Source organism: Methylobacterium nonmethylotrophicum (assembly GCF_004745635.1).
GTDB classification, from domain to species: domain Bacteria; phylum Pseudomonadota; class Alphaproteobacteria; order Rhizobiales; family Beijerinckiaceae; genus Methylobacterium; species Methylobacterium nonmethylotrophicum.
On record NZ_SRLB01000007.1, the window covers coordinates 82272 to 98010 of the forward strand.

Sequence of the window (15739 nt, forward strand, 5' to 3'; positions counted from 1 at the left end):
CCGTCGATTGAGGGTCCGCTTCCCACCCCATGCAGTTGCTGGGTGGTGGCGGATCGCACGTTCGCGTGGGATCAGCAGTTCGCACGCCGCCTCGTCGGCTGTGCGCCAATTTTGAAGCCTGAAAGCAAACCTCCTTCCTGAAACGCCGCGGTCAAGTCGACCGCGGCGTCCAACTCATATCTCGGTCTGCTCAGACAGGATCAGCGCGTCATCGACTTCGATGCCGAGGTAGCGCACCGTGCTCTCCAGCTTGGTATGGCCAAGCAGCAGTTGGCAGGCACGGATGTTGCCAGTACGTTTGTAGACCAGTGCGACCTTCGTTCGCCGTAGGCTGTGCGTGCCGTAGGCTGCGGGGTCCAGGCCGATCAAAGCGACCCAGTGGTCAACAAGCCGACCGTAGTGTCGCGTGGTGAGGTGCTGACCACGCCGAGAGCGGCTCGGGAACAGCCAGTCGCCCGCTCGTAGGCTGCGCGAAGCCAGCCAATCCGCAAGAGCCTCGCGGGTTGGCTCGGTGATCTCGAATGGCACTGGCCTTCCGGTCTTCTGCTGGCACACAGTCGCGCGGAGGCGGACTGCATCGCCGAGGTGAACGTCGCTTACGCGTAGGCGGACAAGATCGCACCCACGCAGCTTGCTATCGACGGCAAGGTTGAAGAGGGCGAGGTCTCGCGTACGGTTGGCGAGCTGTAGGCGTGTTCGCAAGGCCCAGATGTGCTTGGGCTTCAGGGGTGGTTTCGGTCCGACAATACGGCCACGGTTCCAAGGAACACGCGTGGTAGACGGAATGGTTGAGGTTTCCTGCATGACGAGCTCCTGGATTGAGGAGCAAGTCAGGAGACATCTGCCGATGCCGCTGAGCCTAATGCTGATGGCGGTTTGGTTCTGCAAATGCCGAGAAGAGAGTCGCGGAAGCTGGTCCAGCACCTCAGACCCGATAGTGCATCGATGAAGGCGGGTGCACTCTTGCCGCCTTTGACCGACTGCCCAGGTCCCCTCCCCTTCCGCTCCGCGGGTACGCCCGCAACCATGTGCAGGTACGTGACCATGCGTCAGTGGACCAGAACTATGCCTCCAACGGACATGCAGACGGTTGCCAACTGAAATCTTGACAGTGACCTCAGCCGGCATGCCGCCTGTTCAGTATGCGCCATCAGGCGACATCGGGTTGGTCGGTGCTGAGCCGCTGCTCTCAAACCCATGCGGACTTTGGAGCAGGCCGGCCCAGCAATTAACTCGGTAAGAGGATAATCTAAAAGCGGCGGCCATAATTTCACCGTATATGGCCAACCGAGTCTACCATTCCGGTTAGGTATCCCAGATGACAAGTATCTATAAAATTGCTATTACTAAATATTTATTATTACTTGCGAAATAAATATAAATTACACTCAAATACCGCCAATAAGTATATTTAGACTGAAATGAGTCATTTTTATAGGATATTGATGTATTAAATAAAATATATATGCAATCAAATAAGAAATAATACCATTTGAAATACGTAAATCATATTATTCAATACGCTCAACCAAAAGTAAATGCATAGACGCGAGCGCCAGGACGATGAAAGCGAATCACGAAGGTGCGCTCGCGGACGTCGCCGGATTGGCGAACGAGCTGGTACAAACGCGTCGCCGAGATGACGCCGCCGCCGTCTGATCCGATGTCGGCGCCGTGATCCGCGCCGGGTGGTTCGGCGTCGAGAGACACGTCGAAAGGCACCGGGAGCCCGTCAGGTCCGGGCCCGACGACGAGGTGGAGGTCGCGCGCCCGGAAGCGGTACGTCGTGCTCCCGCCCGGTGCATCGAGCCTGGCGTATTCGGGGTCGATGGTCCAGTGTCCGGACAGCGACCACTCGTTCAACCGCGGTCTACCGGGGGTGTAGAGGCGTGGCCAGGGCGACACGCCTTCCGGCGACGCGAAATGCGTGGCCTTGTCCGAGCCGAGATAGGTCTCGGTGGACGCGAGATGAGCGAGGTCGGGAGCGGCCTCGATACCGGCCGCTCGCGTTGGCGTCGGTCCGCCGCCGGAGGCACGACCGCCGGCAGATTCGGCCAGGAGGGCCTGGACGGCAGCTTCCGACTGCGCGGTACCTTCCTCGCCGAACTGGTGATGACGGATGCGTCCCTGCGCATCGACGATGTACAAAGCCGGCCAGTACGAGTTGCGCAGGGCGCGCCAGAGCCGGAACTCGTTGTCGATTGCTACCGGATACGGCAGGGCGAAGTGCCGGATCGCCGCCGCGACATTCCCGACGTCGTGCTCGAAGGCGAATTCGGGTGCGTGGATGCCAATCACGGCCAACCCCTGCGCCCGGTAGCGCTCGGCCCATGCCCGCAGAGTGGGAAGCGTGCGGATGCAGTTGATGCAGGAATAGGTCCAGACATGGACCAGCACGACCCGACCCCGCAGGTCCTCGACCGTCTGCGGCTCGCCGTTGAGCCAGTGCGTAGCGCCCGCGAGGCTCGGCAGCTGACCCTCGACCGGGAGATCGCTGGCAGTCAGGGCGCGGGTCGGAGCGGCCCGAGCGGGATCGATGCGCAGCTCCGTCAGGATCGCGTTCTCCACGGCGGTCGTCGCTGCCGCAGGATAGCGCGCTAGCAGGTCCGCGTCGGCCCCGAGGGCGACCGCGGCAAGCACCACGATCATCGCGGCCCCGGCGATCTGGCGCAGGCGCTCGCCTAGCCCCAGATGCGGGCGGATCAAGGTGACCACCGCGCCGCCCAGGCGGACGGCCGCGGCGAGGGCTGTCGCGGCCCCCAAGGCATAGGCGACCAGCAGCGCGGTCGTGTGCCAGCCCGGCCCGTTCAGGACGGCCCCGGTGAGGACGAGGCCGAGGATCGGTCCGGCGCAGGGCGTCCACAGCAGGCCTGTGGCGGCGCCGAGCCCGAGCGAGCCTAAGGCCCCGTTCGGCAGGCGGGCACCCGGCTTGGCCGCGCGCCGCGACAGGATCCCGCCGAGGCGCACCAGGGGTCGGTGCAGCCACGCCGAGGCGCGGGGCGACAGGAGCGTGAGCGCGAAGACGGCGAGCGCACCCAACGCTAGGACGCGGCCGGCCGTGCCAAGCAACACCACGACACCACCCCCGAGGGTGGCTAGTCCGGCAGCCGCGACGAAGGCCGCGCCGAGGCCGACTAGGAACGGCAGCGTGCCTGTCAGGAAGGGCTGGTCGACCCGCGCGAGCACGAAGGGCAGCACCGGCACGAGGCACGGGCTGAAAAGGGTCAGCACGCCCGCTAGATAGGCAGCGAAGGCGAGAATCACAGGCGAGCTCCTTCTTCGTTCCGAGCATCCTTCCTCATCAGCCCCGCATGTCCTGCCTGTGTGCGGCGCCCCCGTTCCTTGTATTGCTCTGTAGCGGCCGCGCGATCCCGCCCGTGGATGTTGGCTGGGCCGGCTACATTGCGTTACTGGAACAGGCTCGCCGGAGGGGCCCCGCCTCGCTATCCCTAGCGCGAAACGGGGGACGGGAACCGTGGAGCACATCGATCACGTGCTGGTCGTCGACGACGATCGCGAGATCCGCGAGATGGTCTCGGGCTATCTCAGGAAGAACGGCCTGCGGGTGAGTCTGGCCGCCGACGGCCGTCAGATGCGGTCCTTCCTCGAGGCGGACCGGGTCGACCTCGTGGTGCTCGACGTCATGATGCCCGGGGACGACGGCCTCGTCCTGTGCCGGGAGTTGCGAGCGGGCCGGCACAGGACGACGCCGGTGCTGATGCTGACGGCGCGCAGCGACGAGACCGACCGGATCGTCGGCCTGGAGATGGGCGCGGACGACTACCTGGTGAAGCCGTTCTCGGCCCGCGAGCTGCTCGCCCGGATCAAGGCGGTCCTGCGGCGGACCCGGATGCTGCCTCCGAACCTCCAGGTGACCGAGGCCGGCCGCCTCGTCGCCTTCGGCGCCTGGCGGCTCGACACGACCGCCCGCCACCTGCTCGACGAAGCCGGCACAGTCGTGCCCCTGAGCGGCGCCGAGTACCGACTGCTGCGCGTCCTGCTCGACCACCCCCAGCGGGTTCTCTCGCGCGACCAGCTCCTCAACCTCACGCAGGGCCGCGAGGCCGAGCTGTTCGACCGCTCGATCGACCTCCTGGTCAGCCGCCTGCGCCAGCGCCTGCAGGACGACGCCCGCGAGCCGGCCTACATCAAGACAGTGCGCAGCGAGGGCTATGTGCTGGCGATGCCGGTCGTCATCGCGCAGGCTCGCGACGAATGGCCGGTTGCCGCCGCGCAGGCGCGCGACGGATGAGGCCGCGCCTGCCGGGCGGCTTGGGCAGCCGCCTCTTCCTGATCCTGCTCGCCGGGCTCCTGTGCGGGCAGGGGCTGGCCTTCGCGATCATGCTCCTGGAACGGGACCAGTCGGCGCGGGCGGTCATGCTGACGACGCTCCAGCGCGACGTCGCCGTTGCGGTCGCCCTGCTGGATCGTCTTCCGGCCGAGGAGAGGGCCGGGTGGTTGCCGCTGCTCGACCGGCCGACCTATCGCTACGAGCTCGGTCCCGGCGCGGCCGGAACGCTTGGCCTCCCGTCCCGGGCGCGGATGATCGCGGACGAGATCCGCATTGCCCTGGCGCCACGCTTCCCCGTTCGGTTCGACACGGTGCCGGCGCCGACCGAGCGACTGCAGGGGCACACCGTGCTCGCCGACGGCGCGGAACTCACCATCGACGTGCGGCCGGCGATGCGGCCGGCCGCGTCGTGGCTGCCGGTGGCCCTGGGCGTGCAGCTCCTCGCGCTGGCGGCCTGCGTCGGGCTCGCCGTCCGGCTGGCGGTGCGCCCGCTAACCCGGTTCGCCGAGGCTGCCGACCGGCTGGAGCCCGGCCGGCCCGCGACCCGCTTCACGGAGGCCGGGCCGGACGAGGTCGCGCGCGCAGGACGAGCCTTCAACGCGCTGCAGGCTCGCATCGCTCGCCACCTCGACGAGCGCGTGCGCATCCTGGCGGCGATCTCCCACGACCTCCAGACCCCGATCACCCGGATGCGGCTGCGGGTCGAGACGGGCGCCGAGGGGCCCGACCAGGATCGGCTGCTGGCTGATCTCGACGAGGTCGAGGCACTGGTGCGCGAGGGCATCGCCTATGCCCGCAGCGTGCACGGCGACGTCGAGCCGACGGCCCGCCTCGACCTGCGCGCCTTCATCGAGAGCCTCGTCTTCGATTACCAGGACGCCGGTCGGGACGTGACCCTCACCGCCCTGGTCGACGCCACGGTGGCGACGCGCCCCTAGGCCCTGCGTCGCATCCTCACGAACCTGATCGACAATGCCCTGCGCTACGCCGGCCGAGCCGAGATCGACGTGCGGGCGAGGGAGGGCCGGCTCGCCATCGCGGTGCTGGACCGGGGGCCCGGCATCCCGGCGGACAAGCTTGAGGCGGTGCTGCTGCCCTTCGTGAGACTGGAGGAGTCGCGCAGCCGCGACACCGGCGGCACCGGGCTAGGCCTCGCCATCGCCGACCAACTCGCCGCCGCGCTCGGCGGCAAGCTCACCTTAGGCAACCGCGCGGGCGGCGGTCTCGAAGCCATCGTGACGCTCGCCTGAACGCGCCTCGCGCAGGTCATTCGGCGGGATCGTCGAGGCCGACGCGCCGCGTGATCCGCAAGGCCCCGAGGAACGCCTCGTCGTGGCTGACGACCAGGAGCGCGCCGTCGTAGCCGGCAAGCCCCGCCTCCAGCGCCTCGACCGCTTCCAGGTCGAGGTGGTTGGTCGGCTCGTCGAGGATCAGGAGCTGGGGTGGCGCCGCATCGCCAAGCACGCAGGCTAGCGCCGCCCGGACCTGCTGGCCGCCGCTCAGAGCCGAGACGGTCCGGTCGGCGGCAGCGGCGCGGAACTGGAACCGCGCCAAGGCCGCCCGGCACCCGTTCGCGTCCTCTCCCGGATTGAGGCGCGCGAAGTTCTCCGCCACAGTCCGGTCGCGGTCGAGCAGGCCGAGGCGCTGGTCGAGCAGGGCGGCGCGCACGCCGACTGATACCCGTCCCGACCACGGGCTGAGGCGGCCCGCGACAATGGCGAGCAGGGTCGACTTGCCCGATCCGTTGCATCCGCCCAAAGCGACGCGCTCAGGTCCCGTGATCGCCAAAGACAGGCCGGTCAGGACAGGCTGCCCCGGCCGGTAGCCGGCCGTCACGTCCTCGATCGCGAGGACCTGACGGTCGGCGTGAAGGCCGCTCGGCGGGACTGCGAGGACGGCCGGCTTCACCGACGCGATCCGGTTGCGCGTCCGCGCCAGGTCGGACTCTGCGAAGGCTCGCTGCCGCTCGGCCAGGCGCGCGCTCCCGCCGGCCGTCCGTTCGGCGTTGTCCCGGCGTGCCCCGGCGAGGAGGCGGGGAAGGTCGCCCCGCGCGGCGCGGCGGCTTCCGGCCGCGTCGCGGCGCTGCTGGCGCTCGATAGTCTCCTGTGCGCGACGAGCGGAGTCTGCCGCCCGCTTCTCGGCCAGCGCAAGGTCGTTCTCGGCCGCGGCTAGGCGCGCTGCCTTCGCCTGGCGATAGGCCTCGAAGCCGCCCGCATAGCGCTGGGCCCCCGTTGGTTCGAGGTCCACGATGGCATCCATCGCGTCCAGCAGGCATCGGTCGTGGCTGACCACAACCGCGCCGCCGCGCCAGCCCCGCAGCACTGCGTGGACTGCCCGCCGCCCGTCGCGATCGAGGTCGTTGGTCGGTTCGTCGAGAAGCAGGAAGTCCGGTCGCGCGAAGATCGCCGCTGCGAGCGCCGCCCGGGCGCGCTGCCCACCGGACAGGCGGGACAGCGTCGTCCCAGGGCTTACCGGCACACCCATCCGGGCTAGCGCCTCGGTCACCCGCTCCTCGAGTGTCCAGTCGGCCGCGGCGAGCTCGTCGGCTGCGGCTGCCCCCGCCTCGGCGCGGCGCAGCAGCGCCAAGCCCGCCGTCGCCCCGAACAGATCGGCGACGGTCTCGTCCGGATTGAGGCACGCGAATTGGCGGAGAAGCGCGACGGTCCCGCCGCGGACGATCCGGCCGGAGGTAGGCTGCAGCCGCTCCGCCAGGAGGCCGAGCAGCGTGCTCTTGCCGGCCCCGTTGCGGCCGACGACGCCCGTCCGCTCCTGCGCGAAGCTGGCGGAGAGATCCGAGAGGACGATGCGCCCGTCAGGCGCGGACCAAGTGACGTTCAGGAGGGAGAGCTGAGCGGGCATGCGGTGAGACGGTCCTGGCGGCAAGGCGGGAGGGCATTGCAGTCAGGATCTGTCTCATCGGCGTCGCGGCTCCGGCTGTCGGTCCCTGGTCGGACCGACGAGAGATATGCGCGATTGATATTGACCGTTCATTCAAAAATGCGATATGGGTCCAGCATGGCAAGGGCGAAGGCATTCGATCCAGACATGGCGCTCGACGCGGCGATCGACGTGTTCCGGGAACACGGCTTCGACGGCACATCGGCGGACATGCTCGTCGAGGCAATGGGAATCGGGCGCCAGAGCCTCTACAACACGTTCGGCGACAAGTGGCGCCTCTACCAGGCGGCGCTCCAGCGGTACAACATCCTGGAGGGGCACGCGCATGTGGCTGCGCTGAGGACCCCGACAAGGGCCGTCGACGGGCTGCGCGCGATGATGGAGCGGGTCGTCGACGAGGCACGCAAGCCCTGCCTGGGTGTCGGCGCCATCTGCGAGTTCGGAAATTCCAAGCCGGAAGTCGGAAAGATCAACGCGGCAGCCGACCGGATCCTCCGCGCGGCCATCGGCGCGCGCATTCGCGAGGCACAGGCCGACGGCGACGTCTCGACGGATCTGCAGCCCGACGAGGTGGTCGACTTTCTCATTGCCGCTTTCGCGGGCATCCGGGTCGCCGCCCGGGGCGGAGCTGATGTGATCAGGCTGGAGGCCCTGGGCCGCACGGCGTTACGGGCGCTGAGATAGCGCCCCCTTTTTTTTGTTCCGTTATGGACTGAACGTTCCAGAAAGAGGAGTGAATGATGATATTGAACCATCGTGGAGCCCGGAAGACCGCCCTCGTGTTCGGCGGATCGCGCGGGATTGGCGCAGCCATCGTGTCGCGACTCGCCGAGGATGGCCACGCGGTCGCCTTCACTTTCGCCTCGCGCGCCGACGCGGCGGAGGCGCTGAGCGAGGCTGTTCGCGCCAGGGGCGGGGAAGCCCATGCACTTTGCGCAGACAGCGCCGATCCGGCCGCGATCCGCGACGCCGTACGTGCGGCGACTGAGAACTTGGGATCCCTCGACGTCGTCGTGGTCAATGCCGGGGTGATGAGGCTCGGGACCATCGACGCGGTGCCTCTCGATGACCTCGACCTGATGATCGACGTCAACGTGCGCGGCGTCTTCCTGTCGATTCAGGCTGCTCTGCCGCACATTCCCGATGGCGGCCGGGTCGTCACCATCGGCAGTTGCGTGGCGCTCCGGACCGGCATGCCTGGGGCGAGCGTTTACCAGTTCACCAAGTCCGCCGTCGCCGGCATGGTGAAGGGGCTCGCGCTCGATCTTGCGCCGCGGCGGATCACCATCAACAACGTCCAGCCCGGTCCGACGGACACCGACATCAATGCGGGTGCCGTCGAGATGCTTTCCGAGCGGAGCCCGTTGCGACGCGTCGCCGACCCGTCGGAGGTCGCCGGCTTCGTGTCCTATCTCGCACGGGCCGAGGCCGGCTTCGTCACGGGGGCAAGCCTCACCATCGACGGCGGCTTCACGCTCTGAACGCTCACCCGTCAGAGCATCGTACATCCGCTTACAAAAACGGCCTTCGAGCACACACTCGGCACAACAACTGACGGCTTACTGCGACCGACCCATTCCGCCGAACATCCTTCGCGATGTCCGGCTGGCCAGGAGGAGCGTCGATCCATGAACAAGACCGCGAACAACCTGTACACGGCCCATGTCCATACGGTGGGAGGGCGCGAGGGAACGGCGCGCAGCCTGGACGGCCGGCTCGACGTACGGCTGTCCCGCCCCGGAAGCGCTGGTGAGGGAACCAACCCGGAGCAGCTCTTCGCGGCCGGCTGGTCCGCCTGCTTCGAGGGCGCGATGGTACGTGCGGCGAGGACGCTCGACGTTACGCTTCCCCAACCGCCGAGCATCGATGCCGAGATCGGGCTCAACCAGGGCGAGGACGGCTTTTTCCTCAGTGCCCGCCTGACGATCGACGTGCCCGGCCTCGACCGCGCCCTGACCGAGCAGGTCGTCGAGGCGGCGCACCGGATCTGCCCGTATTCGAAGGCGACCCGCGGACAAATCGACGTCGTGCTGATGGTCGCCTGAGGCTTGGTCGCCCGAATGGCGGAGGCGGACCATTCTTACAATCGGAGACTATACATGAGCGCGACATCGGAATTGGGGCGCCGCCAATTACTGCGGCACATCGGCACCGCGTTGGCTGCCGGCACGGTCACCGGGATCGTCCCTGCCGCGGCGCAGGGCACGACCCCTAGTGCGTCACCGGAGCCTCGCGCGTCGTTCGGACCGCTGAAGCGGGTCCGAGCCGGCGACCTTGAGGTCGCCTACGCCGAGGCCGGCCCGGCGGACGGCAAGCCGGTCCTGCTCCTGCACGGCTGGCCCTACGACATCCACAGCTACGTCGACGTTGCCCCCGTGCTCGCGGGTGCGGGCTATCGCGTGCTGATTCCGTATCTGCGGGGCTACGGCGCGACCCGATTTCTCACGGATGCGACTCCGCGCAACGGCCAGCAAGCTGCACTCGCCCACGACGCGGTCGCCTTCCTCGACGCGCTGAAGATCGAGCGGACGCTCGTGGCGGGATGCGATTGGGGCGCGCGCACCGCCTGCATCCTCGCGGCTCTGTGGCCGGCCCGGTGTAAAGGGCTTGTCTCGGTAAGCGGCTATCTCATCGGCAGCCAGCAGGCCAACGCAATGCCGCTGCCGCCGAAGGCCGAGCTGCAGTGGTGGTACCAGTTCTACTTCGCCACCGAGCGGGGGCGTGAGGGCTACGCCCGCTACACCCGCGACTTCGCCCGACTGATCTGGGAGCTCGCCTCGCCGCAGTGGCGGTTCGACGACGCTACCTTCGCCCGCTCGGCCCTGGCCTTCGACAATCCCGACCACGTCGCGGTCTCGATCCACAATTACCGTTGGCGGCTCGGGCTGGCACAGGGCGAGGCTCGGTTCGACGAGACCGAGCGCAAGCTCGCCGCCTTCCCAACTATCGCAATTCCGACGATCACGCTTGAGGGCGACGCGAACGGCGCGCCCCATCCCGAGCCCGCGGCCTATGCCAGGAAGTTCTCCGGGCGCTACGAGCACCGCACGATCACCGGCGGCATCGGGCATAACCTTCCCCAGGAGGCGCCGCGGGCCTTCGCGCAAGCGGTGGTGGACGTCGATGGCTTTTGATCGTCACGCAAGCGGGCGGCGCGCCCTGCTCCTGTGTGCCGCCGCCGGCCTCGCCCTGGCCGCGGTACGGGCGTTCGGAGACGAGGCGAAGCCAGCCTCGCCGATCTACGGCATCACCGTTCCTGACGGATATCGCGATTGGCGCCTGATCGCCCCGGCCCTTGAGGATGCACCGCTGAACGAGCTGCGGGCGGTGCTCGGCAACGACGTCGCCGTGCAGGCGTACCGGACCGGCACGCTGCCGTTCCCGGACGGCAGTGTCCTGGTTAAGCTCGCCTGGAAGCGCACGCCCTCCGCCGAGTTCGATTCGGCGACGGTGCCGGGCCCCGCCACGACCGTGCAAGTCATGGTCAAGGACGCGGCGCGCTACCCGCAATCGGGCGGCTGGGGCTTCGGCCGCTTCATCGACGGCAAGCCGGTCGACGAGGCGCAGCACCAGACCTGTTTTGCCTGCCACGAAACACGGGTGAAGGAGCGCGATTTCGTCTTCACCCGCTACGCCCGTTGACCTTCGCGCGACGTGGCTGCGGTGGCTCAGCGCATCGCAGCATCATCTCGGACCCCAATCGATGGGACGGTTGCGTGCGGGAAATTTCCTGCGACCCATCAGTTGGTGGGATGCCCCGAAGCCGATCCGGCTCCGAGAACGCAACCGGGGTAGGTTATCGATGATCGATGGTACGACAACCGGATCGGGCGGGCTGCGATATACGAAGCCATCCTCTCACTCCGGTCTCTGGATCCTGGCGCCTACCGTAGGGGCGCTGGCGGGCCTAATCTACGGTCTTGCCTCCGATATCGAACCACTCGTCTCCGCCCTGCGCGGCGCCTTCATCGGCGCGCCCGTCCTCCTCTACGAGCGGGGCGTGCTGATGCGGCGGTGGCGCGACTGGAGCCGTCGCGCCGCGACGCCGGTCTTCGGACTGGCGACACTCGCGACCTACGTGGCGATGATCGTGTTCGGCAACGCGGTAGCCGGCACGATCCTCCATCACGGCTTCGGCTACATGGCGAACGCGCACGTTGCGATGAAGATGTCGGAGACTGGCTTTGCCTACGCTCTCGGGATCTCGGCACTGGTCACCTTCGTCCTGCGCGTGCGCGACCTGATGGGTCCGCGCGTCTTTGCCAGCCTGTTAGTCGGGCGCTACCACCGAGCGATCACCGAGGAGCGCATCTTCCTCTTCCTAGACGTGGCAGGCTCGACGCGCTTTGCCGAGGAGCACGGCGACCTCGCCGCCCAGACCTGGCTTGGGGCAATCTTCAACGCGCTCGCTCTGCCGGTCCGCCGCGCGAGCGGCTCGATCGACGACTACATCGGCGACATGGCTATGGTGAGCTGGTCGATGGAGCGCGGTCTGCGCGACGCGGCCTGCCTTGAATGCGTGTTCGACGTCCTACGTATCGTAGAAGCCGATGCCGGGCGATGGACCGCCCGCTTTGGCGAGGTTCCGAGGTTCCGCGCCGCGCTCCATTGCGGTCCCGTAGTGACGGCGGAGATCGGGCTCGAGCGGCGCAAGATCGCGTACTTCGGTGACACCCTGAACACGACAAGCCGGCTCGAAGGACTGGCAAAGGAACTCGGCGCTGAGATCGTCGTCTCGGGCGACCTCCTCGACCGCCTGGGGGACCTCCCTGGGCACATCCGCATATCCGAGTTCGGTGTCCGTGCCCTGCGGGGCCGCAAGGAGTCGCTGCGGATCGCGGCAGTCCACGTCCACAAGTCAGCAAAAATTGCCCCATAATCCTCGACGTAGCGACGTTAAGATCCGAGTGATTTATGATTTACCACACTAAGCTTCTGGTGGTACGGCTTTCTAGCGCAACGTCAAATAGGGTATCCATGTTGGGCTTCGAAGCTGCCATCCTGCTGGGCAGGTTACGCTTCTACGACACGGACTAGGAATAGTAATTTGTTCGCCGTAGCTATGGTCGCGGCACTAATTTGCTTTAAGCAATTAATATGAATAACTGCTATTATATAAAATTCTGTTATTTCGATACTTAACCATGAATCTACGGCATGCTTGATTGATTCAGAGATAGGCCGAAGGCAGCTTTTCTAATAACGACCAGATATGGCTCCTGGGGTGATCTTGCCGCTCGGCACCTGTCTTCTGAGCAGCCGCTACCCACCCCATGCGGTCCTTCGGTGGTGGCGGATTGAGGGTCCGCTTGGGGTCAGGAGTTCACCTCCTCCCGCTTATTCGGCTTCGCGCCAATTTCCGACCTTCAATCACTTCAGCTGAAGTGGCAGCTCGTCACCTGATAGCGGACCTCTCGCAGGCCGGCGAGTTCCATTATCGAAAAACCCCATCAACAGTTGGTCGCGATAGCTCGTCGTCGACAAATATAAAATAGCGGCGCATTCTTGGCGGCGACCACTAAGCTAACGATTTTAGCGGCCTTCATGGCCAAGGATTAGATTATAATGCTGCAGAATTGGGCTTGGCAGGAATCGCAGCGGAAGGATCGGGGCCTCACATTGGCATAGCGAAAGCGAGCGCACTGGCGCTCGAAGGTACGTGCGACCAAGGCCGGGTACGGCGACGCGCTCTATCCCGTTGTCAAGACTGCCCGATCCGCATGTGGAGGCGGCGTTTCCATGGGCTGCGCAGTCGCTTGCGCGGCGGCTGCCGGCTTGCTGGGACATCGGGGTCGTTGCAGTCGATCTACGCCAGGGCAGCGGCGCCCGCTTCCACCGATCCCGGCTCGCCCCCTGCAGCCGGCCCGGCGGCACATGCTTGACATGTTCCCAATCACGCAGGCGCTGCGACAGCATCCCTATCCACTTCGATCGTCTTAGGATCAGCAACGGTTCCGCGCCCCGCCACGTATCGTCGGCCACTGACTGGTCATGTCTGGGAGGACGGAGCCATCATGGCTGATGATCACCTATATCATTTTTCTCTATTTGATGAACAACCGCTCTGCACGCACGATCCTTCCGACTGGGCGCATACAAGAACGCCATCACGCGCGGTCGCCCGAAAGAACAACCGGAGGAATCATGCCCAATCACCGCGACCTGTGCACATTCGCTGACGTCTGACGGACAGCGGCATCATGCAGCCGAACTGGGTCGTGCTGTCGCTCACGTTGGCCTACTTGGCAGCGATGGGGTTGATCAGCGTCGTCGCGCGCCGTCACGCCAGGAGCGCCGGCAGCTTCACGTCGGGAGGAGCGCGTTACCCGGCAGTCCTGATCGGCTTCCTGCTCATGTCCGAGTTCATCGGTACGGCGGCGAGCGTCGGCACGACGCAGACCGCCGTGAAGGTCGGCCTCTCGGCGGCCTGGAACATCGTGGCCCTCGGCATCGGCTTCATGCTGTACGCCTTCTTCCTGGCCCGTCGCTTCAAGACGCTCGGCGAGAACACCTTCTCGGGCGCGCTGGCCCGCGCCTATGGACGCCCGACCAAGCTCGCCACCTCGGTCATCATGATCTTCGCCCTGCAGATCGTGGCGATCTCGACCTACGCGGGCGGCGGCTCCATCCTGGCGGGGCTGCTCGGGATGGACCGCACCACGGCGATCGTCATCACCGGCGCGGTGGCGACGCTCTACGTCGGCATCGGCGGCATGCGCTCCGTGATCACCACCAATGTGCTGCACGCCGTCGTCAAGTACGTCGGCATCCTGGTCGCAGCGGCCTTCGCCGTCTCGCAAATCGGCGGCCTCGGGTCCCTGCAGGCACAGGTTCCGGCCCGGATGTTTGCCGTCGACACCGTCGGCTGGTCCCAGATCCTGGCTTGGCTCGTGGCCGGGATCGGCGCGGTCTTCTCGACACAATACGTGATCCAGGCGATCAACACCGTGGAGGACGGTCGCACCGCCCAGGCCGCGAGCTTCTGGTGCGCAATCCTTCTCGATTCCGTTCGGCCTGCTGGCCGCCCTCGTCGGCGTGTGCGCGGGCGCCTTGATGCCGAACGTGCCGCCGATCGGGGTGCTGCCGGCGCTGATCGCCCGGATGGACGACGTCCTTGCCGCGGTCGTGGTCGCGGGCCTCGCCGGTTCGCTGTTCGGCACGATCTCGGCGCTCAGCATCGGTGCGGCGACGCTCCTCTACAAGGATTTCTACATACCCCTTCGCGGCGATGTGGAAGGACGCGGCTCGCTCGCCTTCGTGCGTGCGGCGACGATCGCGGTGGGGCTGCTGCCGATTCCGCTCGCGATCTACGCGCCGGATATCCTGAAGGTTACCTTCCTCGCCAAGTCCCTGCGCACCACTCTCGCGGTCCTGGTCCTGTTCGCCTTCTACGCGCCACACGTGACGCGGCCGCGGGCCGCATTCGTCAGCATCGTCGCGTCCCTCGTGCTGACGATCGGCTGGTTCCTGGCGGGCGACCCATTCGGGATCAACAATGCCTACGTGGCTCTGGTCATCCCACTGGTCGTGATGGGGACGGATCACCTGCTGAAGCGGTCAGGCGCGGACATCCCGGCCTCTGTTCCGGTATCCCTGCGACAGAAGTAGCAGCGAGGCTGGGCATGGCGACGGCTGGCTGCGTTCGGCACCGGGTGCTAGGCTGTTCTCATGTCTGATGCTCTCGAAATCACGTACGGAGATTTCGGCCGCGTTGCCCTGCTCGACATGGATCGCGGGTTGGTTCGCCACGCCCATCCGCACTGCCACGTGCTGCTGAAGGTCGAGGGTGACGACACGCAGTTCCTGGTCGGCGACCGGGTGGTCAACCTGACCGACAGCCAGGCGGTCCTCGTCAACGCGTGGGAGACCCACGCCTACGTCCACGATCCGCGCCGCGAGCCGTCGATGATCCTCGCGCTGTACATCGAGCCGGCATGGCTCGGCGCCTTCCGGCACAATTGGTCGGCGAGCGCCGCACCGGGCTTCTTCGACGAGCCCGCCGGGCTGATCACCGCGGTGATCCGCGGTCTCGTGCGGGATCTCGCCGCCGAGATGGTCTACACCCCCGGTTCACCGCGCATCCGGGGCGAGCTGCTGCCGGGACTGATGATCGCCCTGATCGAGCGGTTCACGAAGTGGCGCGAGATCGGAACCTCCCTGCGCGAAGCAGGGCGGCGCCCGCGGGGAGACTGGCGTGTGCAGCGGGCCATGGCCCGGATGCGCGGCGAGGACGGGCTCGGCCTCAGCGCCGAAGCCCTGGCCCGCGAAGCCGGCCTGTCGCGCGCCCATTTCTACCGCCTGTTCGAGCAGACGACCGGCGCCTCGCCGCACGTCTTCCTCAACTCGATCCGGATCGAGCGCGCCGTCGAGGCGATCGTCGCGGGCGACGAGAGCCTTTCGGATCTCGGCACGAAGCTCGGCTTCGCGGCACCCGCGCATTTCTCGCGCTTCTTCCGCGACCACGTCAGCGTGCCCCCGAGCGTCTTCCGCGGCATCGTCCGCCGCTCGGCCGGCTTCGCGGCCTGATCCCACCCGCCGCAACTCACGCGC

The 15739-nt window shown here is 66.8% G+C and carries 12 protein-coding genes and 2 pseudogenes; 11 read left to right on the plus strand and 3 right to left on the minus strand.

Annotated features, from left to right (window positions below):
* Window positions 1-174 precede the first annotated feature (174 nt).
* The gene (locus EU555_RS10970) at window positions 175-804 is read right to left on the minus strand and encodes a tyrosine-type recombinase/integrase (RefSeq protein WP_135414701.1); all 630 of its coding nucleotides are present in this window, start codon (window positions 802-804) and stop codon (window positions 175-177) included.
* A 720-nt stretch (window positions 805-1524) separates the two neighbouring features.
* Entirely contained in the window at window positions 1525-3264 is a 1740-nt protein-coding gene (locus EU555_RS10975) for a redoxin domain-containing protein (protein WP_135414702.1), read from the minus strand.
* A gap of 211 nt (window positions 3265-3475) precedes the next feature.
* Between EU555_RS10975 and EU555_RS10980 the strand changes: the two genes are divergently transcribed.
* Window positions 3476-4252, plus strand: coding sequence for a response regulator (locus tag EU555_RS10980; protein ID WP_135414703.1), 777 nt, complete (start codon window positions 3476-3478; stop codon window positions 4250-4252).
* Window positions 4249-5541 (plus strand): annotated as a pseudogene (locus tag EU555_RS10985) (sensor histidine kinase). Before EU555_RS10980 ends, EU555_RS10985 begins: the two are co-directional and overlap by 4 nt.
* Before the next feature lie 16 nt (window positions 5542-5557).
* On the opposite strand, the gene EU555_RS10990 reads toward EU555_RS10985, so the two are convergent.
* Window positions 5558-7150 (minus strand): ATP-binding cassette domain-containing protein, encoded by a 1593-nt coding sequence (locus tag EU555_RS10990; protein WP_135414704.1) that lies wholly within the window; start codon window positions 7148-7150, stop codon window positions 5558-5560.
* A gap of 156 nt (window positions 7151-7306) precedes the next feature.
* Here EU555_RS10990 and EU555_RS10995 point away from each other — a divergent pair, with 156 nt between their 5' ends.
* The 9 genes and pseudogenes from EU555_RS10995 to EU555_RS11030 all read left to right on the plus strand — a co-directional run bounded on the left by EU555_RS10995 (window position 7307) and on the right by EU555_RS11030 (window position 15715).
* Window positions 7307-7873, plus strand: coding sequence for a TetR/AcrR family transcriptional regulator (locus tag EU555_RS10995; protein WP_135414705.1), 567 nt, complete (start codon window positions 7307-7309; stop codon window positions 7871-7873).
* Window positions 7874-7926: 53 nt separating this feature from the next.
* Complete coding sequence (locus EU555_RS11000; protein ID WP_425375106.1) at window positions 7927-8670, plus strand: SDR family NAD(P)-dependent oxidoreductase; 744 nt, start codon at window positions 7927-7929, stop codon at window positions 8668-8670.
* Window positions 8671-8817: 147 nt separating this feature from the next.
* A complete protein-coding gene (locus EU555_RS11005) occupies window positions 8818-9234 on the plus strand; it encodes an organic hydroperoxide resistance protein (protein ID WP_135414706.1) in 417 nt (138 codons plus the stop codon).
* A gap of 54 nt (window positions 9235-9288) precedes the next feature.
* Window positions 9289-10323 carry an alpha/beta fold hydrolase gene (locus EU555_RS11010; RefSeq protein ID WP_135414707.1) on the plus strand — a complete coding sequence of 345 codons (1035 nt, stop codon included), beginning with the start codon at window positions 9289-9291 and terminating at the stop codon, window positions 10321-10323.
* Window positions 10313-10831: a cytochrome P460 family protein gene (locus EU555_RS11015; RefSeq protein ID WP_135414708.1), complete on the plus strand. Its 519-nt coding sequence runs from the start codon at window positions 10313-10315 to the stop codon at window positions 10829-10831. The genes EU555_RS11010 and EU555_RS11015 overlap by 11 nt, the downstream gene beginning before the upstream one ends.
* Before the next feature lie 160 nt (window positions 10832-10991).
* Window positions 10992-12068: an adenylate/guanylate cyclase domain-containing protein gene (locus tag EU555_RS11020; protein ID WP_135414709.1), complete on the plus strand. Its 1077-nt coding sequence runs from the start codon at window positions 10992-10994 to the stop codon at window positions 12066-12068.
* 1474 nt (window positions 12069-13542) lie between these two features.
* Window positions 13543-13959 (plus strand): annotated as a pseudogene (locus tag EU555_RS36950) (sodium:solute symporter family transporter); the annotation flags it as partial.
* Between the two features lie 283 nt (window positions 13960-14242).
* Window positions 14243-14797 carry an SLC5/6 family protein gene (locus EU555_RS36955; RefSeq protein ID WP_245524269.1) on the plus strand — a complete coding sequence of 185 codons (555 nt, stop codon included), beginning with the start codon at window positions 14243-14245 and terminating at the stop codon, window positions 14795-14797.
* Between the two features lie 60 nt (window positions 14798-14857).
* Window positions 14858-15715, plus strand: coding sequence for an AraC family transcriptional regulator (locus tag EU555_RS11030; RefSeq protein ID WP_048427910.1), 858 nt, complete (start codon window positions 14858-14860; stop codon window positions 15713-15715).
* Window positions 15716-15739 lie beyond the last annotated feature (24 nt).

What these genes read in the sequence shown, in the direction of transcription:
- EU555_RS11000 (WP_425375106.1), top strand. Translation starts at nt 7,927, where the DNA reads ATGATGATATTGAACCATCGTGGAGCCCGGAAGACCGCCCTCGTGTTC.
- EU555_RS11005 (WP_135414706.1), top strand. Translation starts at nt 8,818, where the DNA reads ATGAACAAGACCGCGAACAACCTGTACACGGCCCATGTCCATACGGTG.
- EU555_RS10995 (WP_135414705.1), top strand. Translation starts at nt 7,307, where the DNA reads ATGGCAAGGGCGAAGGCATTCGATCCAGACATGGCGCTCGACGCGGCG.
- EU555_RS10990 (WP_135414704.1), bottom strand. Translation starts at nt 7,150, where the DNA reads ATGCCCGCTCAGCTCTCCCTCCTGAACGTCACTTGGTCCGCGCCTGAC.
- EU555_RS11020 (WP_135414709.1), top strand. Translation starts at nt 10,992, where the DNA reads ATGATCGATGGTACGACAACCGGATCGGGCGGGCTGCGATATACGAAG.
- EU555_RS36955 (WP_245524269.1), top strand. Translation starts at nt 14,243, where the DNA reads ATGCCGAACGTGCCGCCGATCGGGGTGCTGCCGGCGCTGATCGCCCGG.
- EU555_RS11010 (WP_135414707.1), top strand. Translation starts at nt 9,289, where the DNA reads ATGAGCGCGACATCGGAATTGGGGCGCCGCCAATTACTGCGGCACATC.
- EU555_RS11015 (WP_135414708.1), top strand. Translation starts at nt 10,313, where the DNA reads ATGGCTTTTGATCGTCACGCAAGCGGGCGGCGCGCCCTGCTCCTGTGT.
- EU555_RS10970 (WP_135414701.1), bottom strand. Translation starts at nt 804, where the DNA reads ATGCAGGAAACCTCAACCATTCCGTCTACCACGCGTGTTCCTTGGAAC.
- EU555_RS11030 (WP_048427910.1), top strand. Translation starts at nt 14,858, where the DNA reads ATGTCTGATGCTCTCGAAATCACGTACGGAGATTTCGGCCGCGTTGCC.